General features: G+C 61.5%; 21 protein-coding genes. 9 read left to right on the top strand and 12 right to left on the bottom strand.

Annotated features, from left to right (window positions below):
• The first annotated feature begins 53 nt into the window (after positions 1 to 53).
• Genes G474_RS19880 through G474_RS19870 form a run of 3 tightly spaced genes read left to right on the top strand, consistent with a single transcriptional unit; the run spans position 54 to position 3,257 of the window.
• Positions 54 to 1,880: an adenylate/guanylate cyclase domain-containing protein gene (locus G474_RS19880; protein WP_211228072.1), complete on the top strand. Its 1,827-nt coding sequence runs from the start codon at positions 54 to 56 to the stop codon at positions 1,878 to 1,880.
• Positions 1,877 to 2,383, top strand: coding sequence for an SH3 domain-containing protein (locus tag G474_RS19875; RefSeq protein ID WP_084513620.1), 507 nt, complete (start codon positions 1,877 to 1,879; stop codon positions 2,381 to 2,383). Before G474_RS19880 ends, G474_RS19875 begins: the two co-directional genes overlap by 4 nt.
• Before the next feature lie 10 nt (positions 2,384 to 2,393).
• Positions 2,394 to 3,257 carry a M48 family metalloprotease gene (locus G474_RS19870; protein ID WP_051282004.1) on the top strand — a complete coding sequence of 288 codons (864 nt, stop codon included), beginning with the start codon at positions 2,394 to 2,396 and terminating at the stop codon, positions 3,255 to 3,257.
• Positions 3,258 to 3,296: 39 nt separating this feature from the next.
• Here G474_RS19870 and tssA read toward each other — a convergent pair whose 3' ends face one another.
• The 5 genes from tssA to G474_RS0106685 form a co-directional block, all read right to left on the bottom strand.
• On the bottom strand, positions 3,297 to 4,382 hold the full coding sequence (gene tssA, locus G474_RS0106705) for a type VI secretion system protein TssA (protein WP_026686300.1): 1,086 nt from the start codon (positions 4,380 to 4,382) through the stop codon (positions 3,297 to 3,299).
• Between the two features lie 392 nt (positions 4,383 to 4,774).
• Complete coding sequence (locus tag G474_RS0106700) at positions 4,775 to 5,794, bottom strand: DUF7832 domain-containing protein (RefSeq protein WP_026686299.1); 1,020 nt, start codon at positions 5,792 to 5,794, stop codon at positions 4,775 to 4,777.
• A gap of 116 nt (positions 5,795 to 5,910) precedes the next feature.
• Entirely contained in the window at positions 5,911 to 6,546 is a 636-nt protein-coding gene (locus G474_RS23280; RefSeq protein ID WP_026686298.1) for a hypothetical protein, read from the bottom strand.
• 84 nt (positions 6,547 to 6,630) lie between these two features.
• Positions 6,631 to 7,254, bottom strand: a complete 624-nt coding sequence (locus G474_RS23275; protein ID WP_156919183.1) for a hypothetical protein — start codon at positions 7,252 to 7,254, stop codon at positions 6,631 to 6,633.
• Between the two features lie 246 nt (positions 7,255 to 7,500).
• Positions 7,501 to 7,812, bottom strand: a complete 312-nt coding sequence (locus tag G474_RS0106685; protein ID WP_043463488.1) for a hypothetical protein — start codon at positions 7,810 to 7,812, stop codon at positions 7,501 to 7,503.
• A 40-nt stretch (positions 7,813 to 7,852) separates the two neighbouring features.
• Between G474_RS0106685 and G474_RS24100 the strand changes: the two genes are divergently transcribed.
• The gene (locus G474_RS24100; protein WP_026686295.1) at positions 7,853 to 8,260 is read left to right on the top strand and encodes a hypothetical protein; all 408 of its coding nucleotides are present in this window, start codon (positions 7,853 to 7,855) and stop codon (positions 8,258 to 8,260) included.
• Here the strand turns inward: G474_RS24100 and G474_RS22680 are convergent.
• Complete coding sequence (locus tag G474_RS22680; protein WP_211228071.1) at positions 8,257 to 8,781, bottom strand: hypothetical protein; 525 nt, start codon at positions 8,779 to 8,781, stop codon at positions 8,257 to 8,259. The genes G474_RS24100 and G474_RS22680 overlap by 4 nt on opposite strands.
• Before the next feature lie 10 nt (positions 8,782 to 8,791).
• Positions 8,792 to 13,033 carry an RHS repeat-associated core domain-containing protein gene (locus tag G474_RS0106675; RefSeq protein ID WP_169729505.1) on the bottom strand — a complete coding sequence of 1,414 codons (4,242 nt, stop codon included), beginning with the start codon at positions 13,031 to 13,033 and terminating at the stop codon, positions 8,792 to 8,794.
• A gap of 21 nt (positions 13,034 to 13,054) precedes the next feature.
• Between G474_RS0106675 and G474_RS23755 the strand changes: the two genes are divergently transcribed.
• Entirely contained in the window at positions 13,055 to 13,285 is a 231-nt protein-coding gene (locus tag G474_RS23755; RefSeq protein WP_169729504.1) for a hypothetical protein, read from the top strand.
• Positions 13,286 to 13,420: 135 nt separating this feature from the next.
• Here G474_RS23755 and G474_RS0106670 read toward each other — a convergent pair whose 3' ends face one another.
• Positions 13,421 to 13,837 (bottom strand): DUF1795 domain-containing protein, encoded by a 417-nt coding sequence (locus G474_RS0106670; protein ID WP_026686293.1) that lies wholly within the window; start codon positions 13,835 to 13,837, stop codon positions 13,421 to 13,423.
• A gap of 19 nt (positions 13,838 to 13,856) precedes the next feature.
• On the bottom strand, positions 13,857 to 15,734 hold the full coding sequence (locus G474_RS0106665; RefSeq protein ID WP_026686292.1) for a type VI secretion system Vgr family protein: 1,878 nt from the start codon (positions 15,732 to 15,734) through the stop codon (positions 13,857 to 13,859).
• Between the two features lie 275 nt (positions 15,735 to 16,009).
• Between G474_RS0106665 and G474_RS19860 the strand changes: the two genes are divergently transcribed.
• The 4 genes from G474_RS19860 to G474_RS0106645 all read left to right on the top strand — a co-directional run bounded on the left by G474_RS19860 (position 16,010) and on the right by G474_RS0106645 (position 18,731).
• On the top strand, positions 16,010 to 17,050 hold the full coding sequence (locus G474_RS19860; protein WP_043463486.1) for a hypothetical protein: 1,041 nt from the start codon (positions 16,010 to 16,012) through the stop codon (positions 17,048 to 17,050).
• Positions 17,051 to 17,191: 141 nt separating this feature from the next.
• The gene (locus G474_RS0106655) at positions 17,192 to 17,971 is read left to right on the top strand and encodes a hypothetical protein (RefSeq protein ID WP_026686291.1); all 780 of its coding nucleotides are present in this window, start codon (positions 17,192 to 17,194) and stop codon (positions 17,969 to 17,971) included.
• Positions 17,968 to 18,345: a hypothetical protein gene (locus G474_RS0106650; protein ID WP_026686290.1), complete on the top strand. Its 378-nt coding sequence runs from the start codon at positions 17,968 to 17,970 to the stop codon at positions 18,343 to 18,345. The genes G474_RS0106655 and G474_RS0106650 overlap by 4 nt, the downstream gene beginning before the upstream one ends.
• 2 nt (positions 18,346 to 18,347) lie before the next feature.
• Positions 18,348 to 18,731: a hypothetical protein gene (locus G474_RS0106645; RefSeq protein ID WP_026686289.1), complete on the top strand. Its 384-nt coding sequence runs from the start codon at positions 18,348 to 18,350 to the stop codon at positions 18,729 to 18,731.
• 39 nt (positions 18,732 to 18,770) lie between these two features.
• Here G474_RS0106645 and tssG read toward each other — a convergent pair whose 3' ends face one another.
• Genes tssG through tssE form a run of 3 tightly spaced genes read right to left on the bottom strand, consistent with a single transcriptional unit; the run spans position 18,771 to position 22,180 of the window.
• Complete coding sequence (gene tssG / locus G474_RS0106640; RefSeq protein ID WP_026686288.1) at positions 18,771 to 19,868, bottom strand: type VI secretion system baseplate subunit TssG; 1,098 nt, start codon at positions 19,866 to 19,868, stop codon at positions 18,771 to 18,773.
• Complete coding sequence (gene tssF, locus G474_RS0106635) at positions 19,832 to 21,691, bottom strand: type VI secretion system baseplate subunit TssF (protein ID WP_026686287.1); 1,860 nt, start codon at positions 21,689 to 21,691, stop codon at positions 19,832 to 19,834. The genes tssG and tssF overlap by 37 nt, the downstream gene beginning before the upstream one ends.
• Positions 21,692 to 22,180, bottom strand: a complete 489-nt coding sequence (tssE, locus tag G474_RS0106630) for a type VI secretion system baseplate subunit TssE (RefSeq protein ID WP_026686286.1) — start codon at positions 22,178 to 22,180, stop codon at positions 21,692 to 21,694.
• Positions 22,181 to 22,187 lie beyond the last annotated feature (7 nt).

Raw genomic sequence — 22,187 nt, 5'->3', positions numbered from 1 at the left:
CCAGACCATGACTAATGGCATAATCCCGCGACACTACCAAGGTGCTATGGAAAATGCATGAGAAGGCCGAGCGCTCCTACCTGCTGCTAGCCACGGGCCTGGCCCTGGTCTGGCTGCTGGTGCTCGTCCTGTTCAAGCCCTGGTTCGGCTGGGATGCCCGCCTGGGGGACATCCTGGTGCGCCAGGAAGCCGCCGGCCGCAGCCCGCCCCAGGATTTCATCCTGATCGACATCGACCAGAACAGCCTGGACGACCCGGAGATGCTCGACCTGGCTGGCAACTGGCCCTGGCCCCGGGCCATTCACGGGGAGCTGCTGGAGTTCCTGGCCCGCCAGCAGCCCCGGGCGGTGATCTTCGACCTGATCTTCAGCGAACCCGACCGCTTCCGCCTCAATAGTGATCAGGTGCTGGAGCAGGCTCTGCGCCGTCACCCGGCCTACCTGCCCCTGGTGGTCACCGACGGGGAGCCTTCCCGCCTGGCCGACCTGCCCCCCATCCTCCAGGCCCGCCCGGGTCCCCGGGCCGATCCGGATGCCGGACTGCCGCTGCTGGCTCCCAAGGCCGTCGCCCCCGAGGTCTGGCGTACCGGGCTGATCAACTTCCTGGCCGACGAGGACGGCATCGGCCGCCGCTACTGGCTGCGCTATCCGCACCGGGGCTGGACCCTGCCCGCCATGCCGGCCCGGGTGGCGGCGGACCTGGGCCTGCCCCTCCCCGACCAGGACACCCTGCCCCTGCATTTCTACGGCCAGCCCTTCCCACGGGTCTCCTACGCCCGGGTGCTCCTGGAAAGCCTGAAACAGTCGCCCCAGGGACTGCCGGATTTCAAGGACAGGATCGTCATCATCGGCGGCGGCGCCCCGGGCCTCAACGACCTGCGCCCCACCCCCTTCTCGGCCAGCACCCCGGGCCCCGCCATCCTCGCCACTGCCCTGGCCAATCTGGCCCGCCAGGACTACCTGCGCCCGGTCACCCCCCTCGCCTCCCTGGGCCTGGGCACACTGCTGATCCTGCTCCTGGCCCGGGCCACCCACCGCCAGGTGAGCCCCCTGCGCCAGGGCGCCTGGCTGCTGCTGGCCACCCTGGCCAGCATCGGCACGGCCTACCTGCTGCTGCACTACGACTACCAGTGGCAGCCCTTCTCCACCCTGCTCACCGCCTGGCTGTTCTTTGCCTTGTGCGCCCTGGGCGCCTATCTGCGGGAGCGGCTGCAGCGGGAATACGCGCTGCAGATGTTCGGCCGCTTCCTCGACCCCCGGGTGGTGCAGTCGGTGACGGACGGCGACATCATGGCCGCCGCCCAGGAAGGCAGCAGCCAGGAAATCACCGTGCTGTTCTCCGACATCCGGGGCTTCACCACCCTCTCGGAAACCCGGCCGCCGGAAGAAATCGTGCGCCTCCTGAACCGCTATTTCGACACCCAGGTGGAAGCCGTCTTCCAGGAAGGGGGCACCCTGGACAAATTCATCGGCGATGCCATCATGGCTTTCTGGGGTGCCCCCATGGCCACCCCGACCCATGCCCCCCAGGCCGTACGGGCCGCCCTGGAAATGCAGCGCCGGCTGGAAAGCTTCAAACTGGAGCTGGGGCCCCTGGGCGAGCACTTCGACATCGGCATCGGCGTGCACACGGGCCCGGCGGTGGTGGGTTTCCTGGGGGCCTCCCGGCGCCTGGACTACACGGCCATCGGCGACACGGTGAACCTGGCCAGCCGCATCGAAGGACTGACCAAGGGTGTGGCCCGCATCCTGGTCTCCGAAGCCACCCGGGACGCCTGCAACGCCCTGGCCCCGGGCCAGTTCCATTTCATTGACCGCGGCGAAGCCAAGGTCAAGGGGCGGGAACGCCCAGTCCGTTTATTTGAACCGAGGAGCACATGATGAAACCCGCAAGCCTTACCTTATTGCTGCTGGCCGCCGGCCTCGGCTCTGCCGCCTGGGCGGAAAACGCCACCCTGATCCGGGCATCCGACCTGAAGGCCAAACCCTTCACCGACGCCTCCACCGTCACCAGCCTGCCCGAGCAGAGCAAGGTGCAGATCCTCACCAATGAGGGCGGCTGGACCCAGATCAAGAGCAGCAGCGGCCAGACCGGCTGGGTCAGGCTCCTGAACGTGCGCCCCGACAAGCAGGGGGACTCCGGCACCAATATCGGTGCCCTGGGCAACGTGCTGCGCACCGGCAGCACCGGCAGCACGGCCACCACCGGCACCAAGGGCATCAACAAGGACGACCTGGAACGGGCCAAACCGAATCCCCAGGAAGTCAAGCGGCTGGACCAATACAAGGCCAGCGACAAGGAAGCCGAGCGCTTCGCCAGCGCCAACAACCTGAAGTCCCGGGAAATGAGCTACCTGGACGCCGGTGACGGAAAACGGAATTGAGGAGCCTGCCATGAACATCACCCAGAACCTCCGCCCCCTGGCCAGCGCCCTGGCCCTGTTCGCCGCCCTCGGCCTGTCCGGCTGCAAGACCATGGACATCGGCGCCGTCATCGAACACGGCGGCAACATCCTCCGGGCCCATAGCAAGACGGTCTCCCCCCAGGAAGAACAGCAGATGGGCGACGAATCCGCCGCCCTGCTGCTGGGCGCCGCCCCCCTGGTGAAGAACCCCGGCCTGCAGCGGCACGTGAACCAGGTGGGTCAGTGGCTGGCCCAGCAGACCGGCCGCAGCGACATCAAGTGGCGCTTCGGGGTCATCGATACGGACAACGTGAACGCCTTTGCCGCTCCCGCCGGCTACGTTTTCGTCACCCGGGGCCTGCTCGAGCGCCTGGACAATGAGGCGGAGCTGGCCGGCGTCATGGCCCACGAGATCAGCCACGTGATCATGGGGCACTACGTGGAAACCATGCTCAAGCAGGACCAGGGCCGGGCCTGGAGTGAAGCCGCCAATGCCGCCGCCGCCAACCGGGGCGCCGATGCGGCCAAGTACATCATCAATACCGCCCGGGGTGTATATAGCGCCGGCCTGGACAAGAGCGACGAGTACCAGGCCGACCGCATGGGTGTGGTGATCGCGGCCCGGGCCGGCTACGACCCCTTCGGCCTGCCCCGGGTGCTGCAGATGTATGCCGCCAGCAGCGGCCAGAGCGGCTTTGACCTGCTCTTCTCCACCCACCCGGCCGCCGATGACCGGCTCGACAAGCTGGCCAGCGCCATGGGCGACAAGTTCGATGCCCTGGAGTCCAAGGGCATCAAGAACACCGCCGCCTTCAGCCGCCTGACGGCCAACCTCTCCCCGAAACGGCGCTGAGCCTGTCCCGCCTCCAGGCCTCCGGCCTGGAGGCCCCCCTCAACCGGGGTTGCGGATATCCAGCAGCTCCCGTAGCTGGCCCAGGGTGGCATCGTCCTTGACCACGGCGGCCAGCCACTTGTCCAGGGGCATCTCCGCCCAGTTCGCGGCCCGATCCGCCAGGAAGGCCACCGGACTATGGGGTTCGTTGAGGCGGAAGTAGTTGGCCACGGCCCGCAGGGCGGCGATGGCATCGTTGCGGTTCACGATCAGCCCCCCGTTGCTGCTGAAGGCCGCCCCCCCGGACATGGCGGCAGGCAGGCTGTCGCCCGTCCCCTGGCCCTGGCCGGCAGCGGGAGCCGCGGCCCGGGTTTCCGTCCGCCCGCCCAGGCGGCCCAGCAACTTGCCCACCAGCTCCTCGCAACCCAGCACCGCGTTGCGCAGGTCCCGGAGACTGGGAGCGTTGTTGCCGAAGCGCTGCTCGACGGTGGCCTCCAGGGCCACCAGGGCCGTCACCGCCTCCTGGAGCTGCAGCTGCAGCTTTTCGTAATAGCCCCGGCCCGAGGCCATCACCGCCTTGTCAAAAATCTCCCCGGTAATGCGCCCCTCGGCCACGGCCCGCTCCCGGGCTTCCGGGTCCTTGAGGCCGAGATTGTCGATGGCCCGGGATTCCTCCCACTTCAGCCATGAATAGCCGCCGGAAGTCCGGTCGGTCAGAGGGATTTCCCGCACCACCAGAGGCATCTGCCGGTTCAGCCACTCAATCTTGCTGGCCCGCTCCTCCAGATCATCCGGGTCGTAACTGGGATAACAGAACTCCCAGAAATCGGAGCACAACCCGTCCATGATCGCCACCCCCTGAGCCAGCCCCTGAAAGCCCTTGAGCCGGGTCAGGGCCTCGGTGTACCAGGCCACCACCTGCATGTCCTTGCTCTGATGCAGGAGGATGTCCTCCGCCAGCTCCTTGACCCGGGGCCACTGGGCCGTCTTCAGCTCCGTCTCCCAGTCCCCCTGGGAGAGAGCCGGATCATCCTGCCGCCGGGCCTCGCGAATCTCGTCGAAAAGCACCGAAAAGGACATATCCACTCCACAAATGTCTTCCCCGGGAATGGGCTCGAGAAACTGGCTGGCAAGGTTGGTGTTCATGAGCGTCTGGAACTCGCGGCGTTAGGTGAAGGCGCGATTATCACGCATGTCATCCGCAAAATGGAATGCAAGAGGAATTCCCAGGTGGAATGGCGGATGAAGAAAAGCGACCGCCCTCCCAAGCCAGGGGCCCCAGCAGTGCAAATCCATCCTCCCTGGCAGTGCAAGGGCCAGCAGAGAGGCAAAAACGGTAAGTGTTCGGCTTTGCTCCGCTCGACGGCGCTGCCGGCGGAATAGGTTCTGCCACTTCTTGCAACCATCGCTGAAGGCAGCGGGCGGATTGAGCCGATTAAGGCGGGTAGACCTCGCCAGCCCGGTGGCAATCAGTATGTCGCAAATCGAGTGGAACCTTGATTTCGAGCGCAAAGGCATTCACATTACCATCCATTAATTCAGGATATTTTTCGACAGGACCTATCCAATAGTTGAATTGCGTGCAGACTGCCAGTCCGCCCAGCCTCTTCAAGCGCCTCCAGATAATAACGACGACTTTCAGTAGGAGTCTCTTCAAGCTGTCGAACCATTTTATCTAGAGTGTCAGCAGGCAAATTATCATCGAATATATCCACTAGCGTCGGCGCCCATTCGGTTTGCTGGCTCAATTCTTCTATATTTTCAAGTATGGCAGTGAATACGAGCAAGTAGGGAAAGGAACGCAGCGTTCGCCAGACACTTTCCTGAACGGAGGAATCATCTACATTAAGATAAGTCATGACCAATTCCCGGGCCACCTCCATGGACGGCCTCCCATTGACGGCATCAACCAGTGCCCAATATTGCTTTACACGGGTCTTATATTTCCCTGCCGGCGTATCCGCCAAGTCTTTGAACATTCTCAAAGATGCAACCCACTCATCAAGCGAACTGAACTCGACGGGACTGACGCCCCCCGGAGAGTGACATGGAGCATCCCAATTCTTGTCGTTTCTACAGAAGTCATCAAAGCGCACATCAATCTGGAGTGCGATCCTCTCAAGACTTTCCCAGCTTTCCTCCACATCCAGGAACGAGCTCAATTCCGTTCCTTCGACAAACAATGCGTGGTAGTCCTCGCCAAAACCGCCCCCTGAAGAGGCTATGTATTTATGACAAAACGGCTGGATGTAGCCTTCAACGTCCGCAGCAAATATTTGATCAGAAAACTTTTCTTTCAAGAGCCATGTGAAGGATAGCGCCCTGGACTTCAGCAATTCAATCTCACACACAAAAGCATTATTCTTCTCTGGCGACAAATGATTCCGACTAATCAGCCAATACAGAAATGCAGCAACAAAACGACGGGCACCAGCCTCTCCTTTCTCTGGATCACAAAAACCATCGGCCACATAATTTCCGACCTTTATAAACGGCAAGTTTTTCCCACTCTCATCAACCAAACCATTAAAATCAGCCAGCAATTTATCGAGGTCCATAGCTTTTACTTACCAGGCTACCCAAAAATATTCCTGTCGAAGCCAGCCAGTTTTCGCATGCCATTCACAGCCTGGCGATCAAGGAGGCTAACAAAATTATTCAGAGCAAAAAATATCTACCCGAAAAAACAGTTAATAAACAAACCGCTATCAACACCCCCCGCCTTCGATGCAACCGCAGAAACCCTACTGACAAATTGTTCCTTGAGATTAAACTCATCGTCTTGCACTTCGTAGCCAAACTCCTTGAGCTCTATTAGCATGCAAGTTGAGACAATATCGAGAAACGACGCAAGCGAGCCAGCAATTTTTTTATTAACTTGCTGAACACTGAAGAACACCGGGCACTCTTGAGACGAAGTGTCCGCAAAAAAAACATCTCCGTTTCTTTCGCCAAAAATAACCCACTCCTTTTTCCAAGCAGCATTTGGTATTGCAACCCCATTGCTCGTCACCCATCGCCAGCCTTGGTGTATGGAGCAAAGCTCACCCCAGCCAATAAGTTGAAATGCAAATACTCCGCCAACAGCAGGCTGACCGTTCATCAAAACATGCTGATACCAATCCAAGAGCTGTCCAGTAATGAGAAATTTGCCGTCAATGCACAGCGGATTCTTTTGGGGAGAAAAAACCAGCTCACCAATACTGTAATCATGCTCCGCAAACACTGAGCAAAAATTCTTCGCAGACTCGACCATATTTACCACCATCATTATTGGCAACTGCGCGAAACTTTCTTTGATTTTTGTCACGACAGCGATTCCGCCCACTGACCACCAAAAGGCGACTCCTCCCCGAAGAAAGCCAGGAAGCGGCTAAAAACAGCCCCCCAACCATCAGTCACAGAATGGGATGCAAGAATACCTAAAAAACCCTGGATAGTTTTTTTCCAAAAAACACTTGGCCTCCTCACCAGCAAAAACACCTAAAAAGTTTCTACTTTTCGCAAAAAAACATCTCGACGGAACACTATTTTTAACGACTGCCAAGTGAGACACTGGGCGACGAGGATCGTATTTTCCAATCTTCTTTATCTCCAGCTCTGGAAGCGTCGCCTCATCAAGCTTCCACAGGCTAGGCATTAAATCCCGAGCGACAAGATCATGCAGCCCCGCCTCAACAAGGTCTTCTGGCTCATTTATATCACCACGATCGATATAATGAAAAATATCTCCAGCAGGATCCCATGACCTCCATTCAACCCTGACAATTTTTCTTTTTTCTTGAGGCACGAACAAAATCCCCTGGGTATTCGAAACTATATTATCTTTCACTCTTTCGGTGCAGATCAGGCTATTCGAAGCCAAGTACGCATCAGGAACAAAAGGACCGGTTCTTTCAACATACCCCACCCCACTCTCATCTTGTGAAGCAAAACCCGCCCACAAAACATGAGCATAGTCGCCCCACATCCCTTTCCCTGCAGCACAAGGAACTTCGTTATCAAGCAGATACACCATAGGCCCCTCCAGAAAGCACAAATACCTTTTTTAGCCATTACCCCAACGGCATATTTTTCCAAATTTTCACTTTTTATCTTTAACCTTACCTGACCCATCAACCCCGTCGCATGCACCGTCAAGAAGGATAATGCACCGAAAACCCTCTCACTTATCCGCCGCGTGTTCTCAACATGCTCGCCCTCGACCAGAAACAACCCACCTTTACCCAGAAAAAGCTCTGCATGCAAAGGCCCTGTGGGTGAGCTAGACCGCATTCTTGGCGATCAGAATAGCCTCTTTCAATGAAGACAGAAAGCCATCTACCGTCTTATTTGAATCAATAAACAGAGGTTCATCCCAGTTGATTTGTTTTACGACCCTAATAACAAAACCACCGGCATCGGAAAACTCTGGATACCAACCAATGTCCAAGAGCACCTCATTCTCGTATGCTACTTGAGCAAGATCCTCCTTGAGACAGTCAACTTGCTCCAACAAAGGTTGCGATTGATCGAGAAACCACAAATCCCAAAGCAATACCTCGCCGGAACCCCAATCAATTATCTCTGGGGACATAAAATCTACCTCGTAAGTTTTCCAAACTCTGCCTCGGTGATTGGGTGGTGAGGCCGCTCAGCCGGCCGGCGGCATCCCGGGCATAAACGAGGGCGAGACCGTCCTGAGTTTCCCGCAACAGGTGGTGGGCCGCGTCGTAGGCGAGTTCCAGCTCGCTTTCGCGGTGGGAACCCTCGGGGTCCAGCTGTTCGACGCGGGCGCCGACCAGGCGGTCGAGGCCGTCCCAGATGAAGTGATGAACCTGGCTAGGGCCGGCGATGCGGACCAGACGATCGCGCTCGTCGTAGGCGTACTGCAGGGTGCTGCCATCGGGACGCTGGCGCCGGACGATCTGGCCGAGAAGGTTGCGCTCGAAATGGGTCTGACGCCCGGCCCAGTCGGTCTCGCCGACGAAAGCATCAGGGTGGGTTTGGACATCCTGTTAAAGTTTTTGAGGTGCTTTTGCTAAGCTCGCCAAGATTTAGTAGATGCGCTTAGATCATCAGCCAAATAGGCAGAAAGATATTCGTCGAGATTTTTATATCTCGATTCGCCGTTTGAATCATAAACCCATAACTCCGGCTCGTCTTCCAAATCGAGCCACAATAAGAATATAGAATCATTCCCCAAATCGCTACACGAAAAAACAGACAATCGTTCCGGTCTAAATAGGCTGCACGCATGATCTGGCCACCCATCCTTTAAAGCCTCAATCTGGGTCTTGAGTGAATTTATCAAGGAGTCATTGGTGTCACTTAACAAACCTTCCATGTCGCCAATGCTTAACCATGTTCCATGAGTCGCATATTGCCAGCGCCCGCATATCTCAAACCGCTTTCTAAGCATGGGCGTAAAATCTCGAAAAACCCCTTTTTCCAAAGTTGGGATTCCAACCATTAAAACCTCTGGCTTGGCTGGCCCAGGGAACCCCATTGGATTAGGGTAAGCCATAATCTTGGCAATAACCGCCTGTATTTTCATGTGGGTCATTTGAGAAACCTTAGTTCAAAACAACACTTGAATAAGTGGTTCCAGGCTTAATCGCCTGAGTGGCGCCACCAATATAACTATTCACGGTCGGATTTAACGGATTAATTGGGCCTGCCGGAGCACCGCCCCATCCCACATCTGGCGTATGTCCTGGAGCCATCCCTTCATATGCTACCGGATCTGCCGCTTTCGCTGCCGCTGCAGCTTGGTCTGCCGCTCGCCTCATTTCTGGGGTTACAGGTTGTCTCGTCATAGAACCTCCATTAGCCTCAATTTGCTTGTTCCAGTCAGCAACGTGCTGCTTTAAAGCGAGGTCCTCCGGCGACCCAGGTTTAAATTTATTTTTGATAGTTAAAACACCGTTTTCGTCAACAGAAGCACATTTAGCCAAGCCAAGCGGATCCACCCACTGCAGCGGATCATGCACATAAGCATGGGTTCGTAATCCGCCGGCGAGGCCGATGGGGTCGGGGCTGAGGTACTGGCCGGAGTGGGGATCGTAGTAGCGGTGGAGGTTGTAGTGCAAGCCGCTTTCGGGGTCAGCCCACTGGCCGGGGAAGCGCAGGGGGCAGTCGGGGACGGTCTCGGGGTAGCGGGTGGGTTGCAGTTCGCTGCCGTAGTCCCGTTCCCGGGGGCTGCCCCAGAGGGTGTGGCCGGCCTGCCAGACGATCTGGCCTTGGCTGTTGTAGAGGGTGTGGGGCGTGCCGTTGGGATCGCAGGCGATCGGGTAACAGCGGCTGTCGTCGGCTGCCAGCACCTCCCGGGCGAGGGGGTCGAAGCGCTCGGCCCGGTAGTGCCAGAGGGTGGTGTCGAGGAGGTCGCGGTCGGGGCCGAAGCGGCGGCTCTCGATCAGGCGGTCAGCCATCCAGAGATAGGTTTCCCGGGTGCCGTGCCGACGCCGGGTGGCTTCGCCGGGGTTGCTGCAGAACTTGGCGATACGGCGCCCAAAGACGTCGTAACGGTAGTGCCAGTGTTCGCCTTCCGGGGTTTCCAGCCGGCGCAGGTGGTCGAACTCGTTCCAGTGGTAGCGCCAGGTGCGGGGCCGGAAACCGGGGCGGTTTTCGGTACGTTCGACGAGGCGGCCGCAGGCATCGTAACGGTAGCGCCAGGGGCCGGCTTCTATCAGTTCGTCGGCCCGGTAGGCGAAGGGCTGGGCGGGCAGGTTGGCGTCCAGGGCGGGGGCGTAGCGGACTTCCCGGTGGGCGAGATTCTGGAGCGGGTCGTAGCGGAAGTGCTCGCTTTCCTCCCGTTCGTAACCGCCCTGCTGGGGATGGCGGCGAGTGGCCTGGACGACCTGGTCCCGGGCATCGTAGTCGTAGTGGGTGTGCTGGCGCAGCTGCCCCTGGAAGCTTGCGCTGCGGTCAGTGCAGCGGCCGTCCAGGTCCCAGCGGTAGTCGAGCTGCTGGCCGGGGAAGGCGTCCGCCGTGCCGGCGGAAGCGAGGCCGGCGCCGCCGCGCTGCTGGAGAAGACGCCCGTTGGGGTCGTGATGCTGCTCCTGGAAGAAGCGGTCGGTGGGGCGGACAGGACCGCCCGGAGAAGACACGCCGGCCAGGGGGCCGGCTGGGGCGGATGAGCCCGCAGAGCGGGGTAAGCTTGCCCCGGCGGTGGGATCGGCTGCATCCCGGTAGCGGCAGGCGGTTTCCAGGCCGCGGGGGTCGTAGGTGAACTCGAAGTGGTGGCGGTTGCTGCGGTAGCCGGCGACCTGGCCGGCCAGGTCATACTGCCAGGCCCGTTCGCCGGCCGGGGTGGTGAGGCCGCTCAGGCGGCCGGCGGCATCCCGGGCATAAACGAGGGCGAGACCGTCCTGGGTTTCCCGCAACAGGCGGTGGGCCGCGTCGTAGGCGAGTTCCAGCTCGCTTTCGCGGCGGGGACCCTCGGGGTCCAGCTGTTCGACGCGGGCGCCGACTAGGCGATCGATGCCGTCCCAGATGAAGTGATGAACCTGGCTGGGGCCGGCGATGCGGACCAGACGATCGCGCTCGTCGTAGGCGTACTGCAGGGTGCTGCCGTCGGGACGCTGGCGCCGGACGATCTGGCCGAGAAGGTTGCGCTCGAAATGGGTCTGACGCCCGGCCCAGTCGGTCTCGCCGACGATCTGGCCAGCGGCATCGCGCTGGTAATGCCATTCCTGGCCGAGGGCATTGCGCACACCACGCAGGCGGGCGGCGGCATCCCAGAGGTAGTGGGTGGCGTGGCCGAGGGAATCGATTTCCTCGTGCAGCAGATCGAAGGCGCCGTGACGGTAGCGGGTGAGGTGGCCAAGCGGAGAGCGGTATTCCTGGAGCAGGCCTTCACGGTCGTAGCGGTACTGGTGCTTGCCGCCATCGGGCAGGAGAACGCTGCGGACGGATTCGCGGGGGTTGTCGGGGCCGGGGGCGTAGTCGTAGCGGGTGGCGTGGCCGAGGGGATCGGTACGGACCACGAGACGCAGGTAAGCATCGAGCTGGAATTCGGTGACCTGGCCCAGGGGGTCCTCGTGGCGGCAGAGGGCGCCCCGGGCATCGTAGTGCCAGCGGGAGACGGCGCCGTCGGGGCCGGTTTCCTGGCTGAGCAGCCCTTCGGTGGTGTAGCGGTAGCGGGTTTCCCGGCCCTCCACCTGCCAGGCGACCACGTTGCCCTGAGGGTCGTGGTGCCACTGCTCGGGGCCTTCGGGGCCCTGCAGGCTCAGGAGCTGCCCCTGTTCGTTCCAGCTCAGGCGGAGGCTGCGACCATGGGGATCGGTGATGGCCAGGAGGCGCCCATGACCATCGTGACGGTAAGTGGTGATCCGCCCGAGGGGATCTTTGCGCTGCAAGGGCCAGCCGGATTCGTCGTATTCCGTCTGCCAGCAACGCCCCAGGGGGTCGGTACTGGAGATCAGGCGGTTGTGGGCGTCGAAGCGGCTTTCGTGACGTTCGCCCAGGGCGTTGATGAAGATGGTTTCATGGCTGCCGTCGGCCGCGGCGGGCAGGTACTCGAAACGATCGGCATACAGTTCGCTGTTGGTACGGGTGGCGATCACCCGCCCCTGCTCATCGAGCAGCAGGTCGGCCTCGGTGGGGCCGCTGTCGTGCCAGTGATTGAGCCAGCCTTCGGGGCTGTAGCCGAAGTGGAATTCACCTTCAAAGCGGCTGGATACGTCAGTGAGCAGCCGGCCCCGGTAACGATAGTCCACCAGGGGGGCGGCCGGTGCATCCGGTGATTCCTGAAGGTGGCTGACGCTCTCGAGCAGGCCGTCGGTATTGCAACGCACCTGCAGGGTGAAGCCGTTGCTGTGGCGGACGCGCCACAGGTGACCGAGGGCGTTGTAGTCGTAGTCGATGTAGTTGCCGTTGCGGTCTTCGGTACGAATCAGACGGGCAGTGGAGTTTGCGTCAGCGGCAGGGGCGAACACGTGGGTCCGCTGGCTGCGCTCGTCGAACACCCAGGGCCGTTGCCGGCTGCCCCCCAGGCGGTAATAGGGAGCCCAGACATTGATGGCGTCGAAACGTTCGGCAGCCGCGGGATAGACCAGTTGCTGGCCTTCCGGATCGTAGTAGACGACAGTGGCTGCGCCTGCCGCGTCGGTCTCGAACTCGAGCCGCTGGGACCAACTGCAGATCCAGCGTTCGCCAAACAGCCCGCGGACCGGCGTGTGGCCGGCATAGCTGCGATCGAGGGTGATGGGCAGGACGTGCGGATAGGTGAAATCACAGCGGTAGTCCGCGTATTCGCCAGTGGCGGCATCCACCGGCTCGCCGAAGAGCTTGCGCAGGACTTTGTCGAACAAGCCGCCCTTCTTGCTGGATGAGCGGGCAGTAAATACCTCAAAGCCGGTGATCAGCAACTGCTCACCGATGCTCAGATCAGCATCTATCGGCCCATACTGGCCCGTTGTCTGATCCGCAAAGATGGTCCGGCACCCCTCCTGAATCACGGCAGAACACGTAATCTTGTGACCAATCCGGGCCAAAGGCAGGCTATTGACGGAAATGGTCTTGCTGCCTTCGGCGATCTGGGGAAGGGGGTTGGGATGCTTCTCGCACTCGACTTGATCGGTGACGCGGGCCACCTTCTTGCCTTCAAAGTAAACGTTGGGTGATCCCGTCTTGATCTTTCCGCTTTTGCTCCCGGTCTTGCTGACACCGCCTCCGACAGCGGCACCGACGAATCCGCCGACGGCCCCGGCAAAGAAAGGGATCAGCGCGGCTGCGAGACCGCCCGTGGCGACACAGGCGACGGCGATGGCAGCAATGGCTGCCCCAGCTACAACCCCCGCGACAATACCCGCCAAGGCACCTCCAAAAGCACGGGCATGCCAGACTTCGTGATCCACGTGAGCAGGCCGGCGGCCTCGTCCGGCAACTCTCGTCATGCCGAAATCAGCCAAACGGTCTGCCACCCATTCGTCAGCGCCGATGGCGGTGGCAAATGCCGCTCCAAGCATGGCCCCGGCGACCGGCGCAACCAGCCGGCCGGCAACACATTTCACGGCGGTCCCTGCGGCAAGCTCGGCGCCTATCCCATAGGCGAGCAAACCATATGAAGCGACGTGACCAGTGGTAGCGATTCCGTTGACGACTTCGGCATTTCCCTCCCGTTGGGCCAATGCATCGAGTTTGGCCTGGCTTGAGGGTTCGGGGGCGGAGGTACTCATCGGTTGGTGTAATCGGAGGCCGGGTCAGGCAAAGGTGAAGCCGAGGAAGGCTTCCTTGACCTGGGCGCGCACTTCGTCCGGATAACGCCCGGGGCTGGTGCTGGTCAGACTCAGGATGCAAGGCTGGTCATTGATCACCAGGACACTCTGAAATATCTGTGTGTTCTCGTTTTTCCAGCTGAACTCCAGGAAACGAGCCGGTCGTTCGGCCAGCACAAGGGCTTCCTCATGTTCCAGGACGAAACCCTTGAGCGTGGTACGGAATTTCTTCATCTGTACCGCCATGTAATCGTCGAACTCCGTGCCATAGGGCAGCTCGTCGCGGCTGATGACGATGTTGAATCCTGGCACCTCAGACAAGGCGGGCAGTAGGGCGTTGTAGCTCCGGTCACTCCATTGCCCAGGCAGCACCAGGGTGCCTTCGTTGATGCGGTATTCCATGAGGCTGATTCCTTGTTATTTACTCTGGGTCTTTGACGTTGGGATTGATGTCCACATGGGTGGGCCCATTGATCAGGATGGTGCCGTCACTATTCATGACGATGGTGCTGCCCCCCACCTCAAAAATGATCTGTGTTGCAGCACGCAGGGTTATCTTTCCCTGCTTGGATTCGATCAGGATGTCTCCCGGCAAACCCTCCCCTGTGGGTGTCTGCCCTGTGGTGGTGATGGTGGTGTTGCCACCGATGGTTTCTGTATGCGTCCCACCTACGGTCTGGCTGCGGTTGTTGCCGATGCTGGTGGACTCGTCATGCTCCACTTCGATGCGCTGGTTGCGCTCCGCATGCAACCAGACCTCCTCCTGCCCCTTCTTGTCCTCGAAACGCAGGGCATTGGCGTTCTCATACCCCCCGCCCTTGCTCGACCGGCTCAGGATCCCCGTCTGGGTCTGGTTGCCCGGCAGTTCCCAGGGCGGCATGTTCGCTTCGTTGTACACACGCCCCGTGATGATCGGTAGGTCCGGGTTCCCGTCCAGCCATTGCACCAGCACTTCCTGCCCTATCCGCGGCACGCTCATGGCGCCGAAGTTGCTCCCCGCCCAGGTGCTCGCCACCCGCACCCAGCAGGAGCTCTTGTCGTCGTATTTTCCTTCCCGGTCCCAGTGAAACTGCACTTTCACCCGGCCGTATTTGTCGCTGTAGATCTCTTCTCCCGGCGGGCCTACCACGATGGCGCTCTGGATGCCGTAGATCTTCGGTTGCTGGCTGTTGTGCCCCACCCCCGCCCGGAACGGGATCAGCTTGCGGATCACCGTCGCCCGGTTGTGGTACACCGCTTCGCCCCCCACTTCCTGCAGGTAGTTGTTGTCTCCGTGGTGCAGAGTTTCCAGGATCAGGAAGCGCCGGTCCGCCGCGTCTTTCTTGTTGTGTTCGAAGTGCCCGGAGAGTTCGAAGCACCGCCCCGGCTGCAGCTGCCGGCAGTTGCCGCCCAGCAGGAATTCCTTGCCCAGCAGTTCGATTTCTTCCATCTGCCGGGTCGCCAGCCGGTTGCCCTGCCCCAGGTCCACAAAGCCGAAGGCCCCCGAGTATTTGTAGATTTCGTGGTCTTTCACCTGCCCCTGGCGGTTGTGGGTCTCCGTGCTGGCGTGCATGGGCTTGGGCTGCTTGAAGTCGAAGCTGGACAGGGACACTTTCCCCGAGACCACCCGCCGCACCGGCGACCAGTCGGTGATGGAGTCGTGCTCCAGCACCGTACTATCGTTGTGGAAGCGCACGATGGGGCCGTCGTCGATGTCCGGCGCCAGCCTCGAGTCGTCGTGGATGATCAGGGTGTGGCTGTTACGGCTGTGCTCGTACCAGTAGAACCACCCTTCTTCTTCCATCCGGCGGTGCAGGTAGTTGTAGTCCGTCTCGTCCCACTGGACCCGGAAGGTGTGGGTCTTGCCCCCCGCGGTCCGGAATTCCGCCTTCTGTTCCGCGTAGTCCCCGAAGATCTTTTCCAGGGCCTGCCGGGTCGTCTTTTCGTGAAAGATGTAGTTGTTCTGCCGCCGCTGCAGGAACGCCGTCCAGGGCCGCAGGGTCATCGCGTAATAGGCCAGTCCCCCGTCCGTGCGCAGCAGGCTGAAGTCGAAGACGTGACCGTTGAAGTACCGGGGCCCACCGCTGGCTCGCTTCAGTTCCACCGTCACCATCTTGCCCATCACGTCCTTGAGCTCCACCCGCGCGTCGTCGCTGATCAGCTCCAGGGTGTAAGTGAAGTCGCTCGACAGGCTTTCCGTCCCGTCAAAACGGTTCAGGAGCAAGCGCGCCGACGGGCCGTCTTCCTTGGGGAAATAGACCTTCATCAAGCGCGTGTCCTGACGCAGGGTCAGCCGCTCGAAGATTTCCTGCTCCAGCATGTGACGACTCCGGATGATATGTACGGGTAGGGAGGCCGGCACCCGGACAGAGTGCCAGAACAATAAAAATGGCATATGCTATTGGAGTCCATGCTTATCTGTCCAGCATTACCAAAGTCATAGCAAATACCCAGCAAAACACTTAATTCATTAATAAACAAAGCACTAGCAACAACACCAACACCCAGCCCACACCCTACGAAAGACATAAACACCTCATTCTTGCCACGCAAGAAAAGCCCAGCCATCAAAAACCATCCCCCCGGAATACAGCCATGCCCACCGAAGCCCAGCGGATAGCCCTGCGCCAGGCCACCAGACTCAACTTCGAATTCATCACTTACCAGCGGGAAACCCGCCTGTCCCGCCTGCATTCGAGCACGGCCCAGAGCTGCCCGGCCGGCTGGGACGCGGGAATGGAAACCCTGGACGGGGAATTCGACCTGGATGATCCCCTGGCCCTGCAGTTGATCCGGCAACTGCAGGTGCAGCAGCCGCAACAGCTGGCGCAGCATTCCTGGCTGGGGGAGTACTTGCTGGGCCAGTGGGGCGGCGCGGGCCTGGGTTCGGAACTGACGGGCGCAGCCCTGGGGCCCGGCAACATCCTCGGCAATTCCACCACCCTGGCCCAGGCGGGCGATGTCTTCGCCCAGGAGATCAGGAACAAGGCCCGCCTGCAGGCGGGCGCCCGCCAGGTGGCGGCAGGCACGGCCCAGAGCGTGCGCATCAGCCCCCACATGGAGCTGTACAACGCCAACAAGGGCAAGGGGCGACCCCGGGTGCGCCTGCGGGTGAAAGGCCTGCCCCTGCAAACCCTGACCCCCATCCGCCCGGCTGCCGACTGGCGCCCGGGAGCCAAGGGCTCCGCCCATTCCACCGCCTGGCGCAACACCTCGCCCCAGGACCTGCGCCGGGCCGGCACCGTGGCCGCCACAGACTCCATGAGCCGGCGCTTCGGCTGGGCCACGGGCAAGGTCGGCACCGGCATCCTCACCTTCGCGCCAACCCTGGCCCTGGATACCTACAACAACATCCAGTTCGAAGTGGATGCCCAGGGCCAGCGCCACATCGCCGGCTTCAAGGGGCGCAACTTCGTGGCCGACTCGGCCAAGAACCAGCTGGGCAATGCTGCCGGCCTGGCGGCCGGTATCGGCATCGCCCGAGGAGTGGGGTTCGCGGCCGCCCAGGGGATAGGGGTGGCCCTGGCCCTGAGCGGCTGGCCGGTGATCCTGCTGGGGCTTGGCGTTGGCATCCTGGTTCAGGCCGTCTGGAGCAACAGCGATACGGCCAAGGACCTTCAAGCCGCTCTCCAGTAACCCCCCGCGAATGCCGGGCGGCTGGCGACACTTTCCCTACGCTGAAAGAACCGCAGAACAGGGCTTCAACACGCCTGAAATTCCCCTGGTTCATCCATGAAAACAAGGACTAATGAAGCGCTCCCCTTTCAGCTCAGGCATATGGCGCTGACCTACCTCGGGATGGGCATCACGATTCCCTTTGCTGCCCTCGCTCCCTACGGCATCGAGCCGGGAATCTGGGCCTACACTGCCTTTGCTGCGGCTGCCGGGATGTTCGGGGCCTGGGAACAATACCGTTCGCGCCAGGGCACCCTGAGCTCCATGGGCGGGAACATATGGGTCACCCTGCTCGTGCTTTCCATTGTCCTGGGCTGCATCGGCGCCTGTTTCTCCATCCTCATGGGGGCAGCAGAACTGGCCGTCCGGGTGGCCCTGTACAGCCTCGTGGGCATGGCGCTGGCGGGCCTGATCGGGGTCCGGAACGGGCGCCTCGCCATGAGTGCCAATCCGGAAGCCTGGCTCCAACAGAGGGTGGATCTTAAGCAGCAGCTGCTGAAGCACGCTCCACCTCCTCCAGTGAGCACCTGGCAAAAGCTGCTCATCCCCCTTGGGATTGGCGGTGCAGCAATAGTCGATGCCTTGGGCTTCGGGCGTTTTTCCCTACTGCTTCTGCTGCTGCCGCTCTTGCTAGCCATCGCCACCTTCACCATGTTCAAGTGCGGCGCCGAAATTACCCAGCTCTGGCAGCTCAGAAAGTACGAGCGCCAGCACGGCCTGCACTTCAGCCGCTTTCCCCTGGCGGCCATCCGGGAGCAACGACGCCAGCTCCCCCTGGCCCGCTGGCTCTGCCACCCCGAAGCGCTGGCCACACCCGCCACCCCCGAGGCGCCCGCCGCCTCGACCTCAGCCGGAAAAAAACGGCGCAGGACAAAAAAATGAGCCCGCAGAAAATCAACAAGATCAAGAACGGCATCGGCCTTGCCATCATCACCGGCATCATCGCCTTCATGGCTTTATTTGCATGGCACTCGAGGCACGAGGCCGAAACGACCTGCGCCATGGCCCGGCCCGGGATGAGCATGGATGAATTCAACCGGGCCAATGGGGATATAGCCGGCACCAGGTTCTCCTCGAACAAGGAAGGCACTGAGTATTCACGGGCATTTCCTGGAATTGCGCCGGAAACCACCGTGTTCTGCGTCATCCACACCCGGGACAACATCATCACGGACAGCCATCTGCGTCTCTATGGTGAGCCGCTGCCAGAGGAGCCCCAGGAGCCAGAAGAAGGGGCCAGGGGAATGGAGGAATAAAAATGGCCGACAACAAAACCCATAGTGTCAGGAACGGCATAGTCATCGCCATCACCACGGTCATCACCGGCATCATCGCCTTCATGGCTTTATTTGCATGGCACTCGAGACACAAGGCCGAAACGACCTGCGCCATGGCCCGGCCCGGGATGAGCATGGATGAATTCAACCGGGCCAATGGGGATATAGCCGGCATCAAGTTCACCTTGATCACCTCGAACAAGGAAGGCGCTGAGTATATACGGGCATTTCCTGGCATTGCGCCGGAAACCTCCGTGTTCTGCATCATCCACACCCGGGACAACATCATCACGGACAGCCATCTGCGTCTCTATGAGCCGCTGCTAGAGGAATCCAAGGAGCCAGAGGAAGGGGCCGGGCGCTGACCCGGAACAGTACCCCGCGACTGCCAGGGGGAAATCGCCTCAGCCGACCGCCCCGTGGCTCAGCACCACGAACTCCACGTCATCCACGTCCCGGCTGCGGACGGGGGCGTCCAGCCAGGAGTTGAGGCCCAAGCGCAGGGGTTGGTCCCGGGCAATGACGGGAGGGGGAATTTCTTCCTTGCGGAGGACCAGGCGCACGTCACAGTCGGTGGTCAGCCCCAGGCAGAACTGCAGCAGCTCCCGCAGGGCCGCCAGTCCCCGTTCGCCCGGCATGAACTGCAGGAATTCCGGATAGCTCAGGGGCCCCAGCTCCATGCGGGTCTTGTTCTGCCTATCCCACTGGCGCTCCCCGACGAAGGCTGAACTGCCCAGGCTGTTGGCCTGGTGCCCGAGCCGGGTCTGTTCCTCCTGGGGAAAATGGATCCACTGGCCGATGTACTGGTCCAGCCTGGCAGGCACGGCAAAGTAGCCGGAGACCACGGCAGCGATATTCACGGCCGAGATGGGTTTTTGCGACAGTAGCCCCGCGTAGTGGATGAGGAACCGGTCGGGTATCCCCTGCCCTTCGTGGATCAGGCGCTGCTGCAGGTGACGCAGCCCCACTCCGACGATGTCGAGGATGTTGCGCGAGAACCGGTCCGGCCCGCCGGCTTCATAGGGCAGGTAGAACAGGTGCTTGCGCCAGGCCTGGTAGAACAGGCTTACGGCCCGGTGGGTGAAGATGTCCAGGAAGCGGTGGGCGCTGTGGTCCCGGTACTGGTTGCGCCGCTCCAGCAGCAGTTCCGTGTAGGCGGTGGGCAGCACCCCGGCGGGACCGGTCATGCCCATGAAGGCCACGGTCATGGAGAGCCGCTCGTCCTCCTGGCCAGGGGACACCGCCTCCTCGCCCTCGGGGGGTGGCGTATCGGTCAGCCCGGGCGCCCGGGCAACCTCCCGCTCCACCCGGGTGATCTCGCTGGGCGGAAAGGCCAGGGAGAGCAGGGAACGGAAACGCAGCTCCGGCGGAATCTCCCCTTCCTGGTCGTCCGCCCTCCCCAGGCCCAGCAGTCGCACGGCCTGGAAGAACTTGAAGCGAGGGCCGTCGGCGACGAGCTCCCGGATCAGATCACGATGGCTTCGCCGGCTCGGGCTGGCCATTGAGCGATGTCCTGTTCCTGCTGGCGGCTGCGCAGCTTGAGTCGGGTGAAATTGTTGGGGCCGCAGTAGAGGGCGAAGAAACGCTCCAGCACGGCGCCGAAGATGACCATGCCGCTGCCCACGAAGGCGTTTTCGTCCAGGGTGAGGGTGATATCCACGCCCCGCACGAAGCCCGAGAAGTGGCGGCTATGCACCCGGGTGGTGGCGGGCCGGCTTTCGATGGTGACGATGCCCTGGATCTGCCGGGAAATCATCGAGGACTGGGTGTGGTTGTAGAGGCTGAGCAGTTCCTGCAGCGCCGCCCGCCCCTGTTCCACGATGGACAGGTGGTTCAGGGAGAGGTGGGAAATCAGGCGCCAGTGCAGGCTGGCCTTGGCCGGGGGGCGCAGGGTTGCGGTGGGCTTGCGCAGCAGGCGGACCCGCTTCACCAGGGCGAACTGGGGCAGAGTGAAATCCGCCTGGGTGCCGCCGCTGCTGCCGCCGAACTGGAGCTGTTCCGGCAGGTCCCTGTTGCTGCAGGTCAGGTCCAGGGAAAGCACTTCCAGCTCCGGCCTGTGGGGGGTGAAATGGCTGTCCACAAAAGCGATTTCCAGATCGGTACCCTTGTCTTCCTCGAGCACCGCCGCCTCCCGGGTGGCGTACCAGTAGAAGCGCTGCTCCTCCCCGGCGACACCGTGCTCGATGGCGTAGAAGGGCGGCACCCGCCGGGCGCTTTCGTGGCTGCCGTCCTTTTCCACGTAGGCCACCGAATCGATGCTGATGATCTCGTAGGCCCGGGGCCGGCGGCCATCGGCCGAGACCGGGTAGGTGGTGCGCTGGTGGCTGATGCGGATGGGATCGGCAGCCTGCTTGAAGAGGTTGATGGCCGGGGTGCAGCCGAGCTTGAAGTTGGCGGCTCCCAGGGTCTGGGCCAGACGGGTATGGCGTTCGCCGTCCCCGAAATTACTCAGGAAGATCTGGATGCGCAGGCTGTCGCCCTCGTGCTGCAGAGCCGGATGGTCCAGGCCCGTGAAGTCCACGAACAGGAATTTCTCGGGAAAGGCGAAATACTCGGTGAGCAGCCGGTAGCCCATGAAGGAGCGCTTGTCGTAATCGATCAGTCCCTCGTCGGCAGCAAAACCCACCGGTGCAATGCAGCTGGCGGGCAGCAGGGCCGTGTGCCGGGGATCGTCGCTGCCGTCGCTGACCCGCAGCTGCAGGGTGTTCATGAGCAGCAGTTCGTAGAGCAGGGCCATCAGACCCGGGTCCCCGTCCAGGAAGAAACGCAGGCGATCCAGGCCCAGCTTCTTGAACTGCTGCTGGCCGTGCAGGCGGAAATCCAGGCTGATGGTGGCCGCCGCCTGGGGGCAGAGCCGTTGCAGGTAGTCGGAGCCCTGGTTCACCTGCAGGCGCACCTGGTTCAGGGTCAGGGGCCAGAGCTCAGTGGGATAGCAGGTGCGGAACTGGCAGGTGACGCCGCCCACCGGCGGAGAAAGCACCGGGTGGTGGCGGGGCACCACGGCCTTCTGGCTGATTTCCGAACTGCCCGGGTCCACTTCCAGCTGCAGGATGGTGCAGGAGGGGAAGGGCTGGGTGTAATGGGGATAGAGGACCTGCAGGAAGGCCTCGGTGATTTCCGGAAACTCGTCATCCAGCTTGCGGTGGATGCGCGCCGCCAGAAAGGCGAAGCCCTCGATCATCCGCTCCACGTGGGGATCTTCGCTCTGATTGCCGTCCAGCAGCAGGCGCCGGGCGATCTTGGGATAGCGCTGGGCGAATTCTCCGGACAGTTCCCGCAGGTAGGTCAGCTCCCGCTCGTAGTAGGGCAGCAGTTCTTTGAGCATTCAGGTTTCCCGGATCTGGCAGGAATTGGAGGAGGGCTGCAAGGTGGCATTGAAGCTCACCGGGGGCCGGGAAGGCAGGATGCGCAGGATGGCGTCGACCCGGAACTTGAGCATGCGCTCGATGCCGCTGGGCGCCTCCAGGCTGACCTTCACCCCTTCGAGACGGGGTTCATGACGCTCGATGGCGATGCGGATCTTGTCGCGCAGGAAATCCCGGTCGCCCGGGTCCAGGAGGCTGAGGCTGGAGAGGTCGGTAATGCCGAAATCCAGGACCGAATCCAGGACCTCGGGGTATTCGTCGATCAGCTCGTCCACATCCACGCAACGGGAATTGAGCAGGGCCTCCAGATCCCGGGCCACCGCGTGCTTGAGGCGCCCCAGGTCGGCGGCCAGCTGCTGGGTGGTGTCCGTGGGAATCCGCGGCTGGTCGTCGAGCAGGCGGTCCAGCACGGAAGGCCGGACCAGCAGGCGCTGGTGTTCGGAACGCATGGAAAAA

The organism is Azovibrio restrictus DSM 23866 (assembly GCF_000429665.1).
Lineage (GTDB): Bacteria > Pseudomonadota > Gammaproteobacteria > Burkholderiales > Rhodocyclaceae > Azovibrio > Azovibrio restrictus.
Note: the sequence above shows the minus strand (reverse complement) of the source record. Positions and strands in the feature narration are given on the sequence as shown.

What these genes read in the sequence shown, in the direction of transcription:
- G474_RS19880 (WP_211228072.1), top strand. Translation starts at nt 54, where the DNA reads ATGCATGAGAAGGCCGAGCGCTCCTACCTGCTGCTAGCCACGGGCCTG.
- G474_RS19875 (WP_084513620.1), top strand. Translation starts at nt 1,877, where the DNA reads ATGATGAAACCCGCAAGCCTTACCTTATTGCTGCTGGCCGCCGGCCTC.
- G474_RS19870 (WP_051282004.1), top strand. Translation starts at nt 2,394, where the DNA reads ATGAACATCACCCAGAACCTCCGCCCCCTGGCCAGCGCCCTGGCCCTG.
- tssA (WP_026686300.1), bottom strand. Translation starts at nt 4,382, where the DNA reads ATGAACACCAACCTTGCCAGCCAGTTTCTCGAGCCCATTCCCGGGGAA.
- G474_RS0106700 (WP_026686299.1), bottom strand. Translation starts at nt 5,794, where the DNA reads ATGGACCTCGATAAATTGCTGGCTGATTTTAATGGTTTGGTTGATGAG.
- G474_RS23275 (WP_156919183.1), bottom strand. Translation starts at nt 7,254, where the DNA reads ATGGTGTATCTGCTTGATAACGAAGTTCCTTGTGCTGCAGGGAAAGGG.
- G474_RS0106685 (WP_043463488.1), bottom strand. Translation starts at nt 7,812, where the DNA reads ATGTCCCCAGAGATAATTGATTGGGGTTCCGGCGAGGTATTGCTTTGG.
- G474_RS22680 (WP_211228071.1), bottom strand. Translation starts at nt 8,781, where the DNA reads ATGACCCACATGAAAATACAGGCGGTTATTGCCAAGATTATGGCTTAC.
- G474_RS23755 (WP_169729504.1), top strand. Translation starts at nt 13,055, where the DNA reads ATGCCAGACTTCGTGATCCACGTGAGCAGGCCGGCGGCCTCGTCCGGC.
- G474_RS0106670 (WP_026686293.1), bottom strand. Translation starts at nt 13,837, where the DNA reads ATGGAATACCGCATCAACGAAGGCACCCTGGTGCTGCCTGGGCAATGG.
- G474_RS0106665 (WP_026686292.1), bottom strand. Translation starts at nt 15,734, where the DNA reads ATGCTGGAGCAGGAAATCTTCGAGCGGCTGACCCTGCGTCAGGACACG.
- G474_RS19860 (WP_043463486.1), top strand. Translation starts at nt 16,010, where the DNA reads ATGCCCACCGAAGCCCAGCGGATAGCCCTGCGCCAGGCCACCAGACTC.
- G474_RS0106655 (WP_026686291.1), top strand. Translation starts at nt 17,192, where the DNA reads ATGGCGCTGACCTACCTCGGGATGGGCATCACGATTCCCTTTGCTGCC.
- G474_RS0106650 (WP_026686290.1), top strand. Translation starts at nt 17,968, where the DNA reads ATGAGCCCGCAGAAAATCAACAAGATCAAGAACGGCATCGGCCTTGCC.
- G474_RS0106645 (WP_026686289.1), top strand. Translation starts at nt 18,348, where the DNA reads ATGGCCGACAACAAAACCCATAGTGTCAGGAACGGCATAGTCATCGCC.
- tssG (WP_026686288.1), bottom strand. Translation starts at nt 19,868, where the DNA reads ATGGCCAGCCCGAGCCGGCGAAGCCATCGTGATCTGATCCGGGAGCTC.
- tssF (WP_026686287.1), bottom strand. Translation starts at nt 21,691, where the DNA reads ATGCTCAAAGAACTGCTGCCCTACTACGAGCGGGAGCTGACCTACCTG.
- tssE (WP_026686286.1), bottom strand. Translation starts at nt 22,180, where the DNA reads ATGCGTTCCGAACACCAGCGCCTGCTGGTCCGGCCTTCCGTGCTGGAC.